The 376-nt window shown below is 71.0% G+C and carries 1 protein-coding gene; it reads left to right on the forward strand.

What is annotated here, in order from left to right:
- Positions 1-7 precede the first annotated feature (7 nt).
- A partial coding sequence (locus tag ODJ79_RS46830) for a transposase domain-containing protein (protein WP_263030214.1) occupies positions 8-376 on the forward strand: 369 nt, incomplete at its 3' end.

The following is a 376-nucleotide window of genomic DNA, read 5'->3' on the forward strand; positions in this document are numbered from 1 at the left end:
CGCCAGCTTGTTCACCGATTGCGGCTATCGGCAGGTATGGCATCGGCTGGCCGCCGGGCTGCAAGGACTGAGTCTGCCCACGCCGTCGGCAAGCGCGCTGCGGCAGGCCCGGCAACGACTCGGGACAGCACCGATGCGGGCATTGTTCGAGCTGCTGCGCGGACCCGCTGCGACCTCGGCCGCGGCGGCACGATGGCAGGGCCTGCTGCCGGTCGTCATCGACGGCACCGTCATGACCATCGCCGACAGCGACGCGAACCGGAACCGATACGTCCGGCTGGCCGGTAGCCACGGCGGATCCGGCTACCCGCTACTACGGCTGAGCGCGCTGCTGACCTGCGGCACCCGCTCGGTCCTGGACGCGGGATTCGGCCCG

This window comes from Actinoplanes sp. KI2 (assembly GCF_025630775.1).
GTDB lineage: Bacteria > Actinomycetota > Actinomycetes > Mycobacteriales > Micromonosporaceae > Actinoplanes.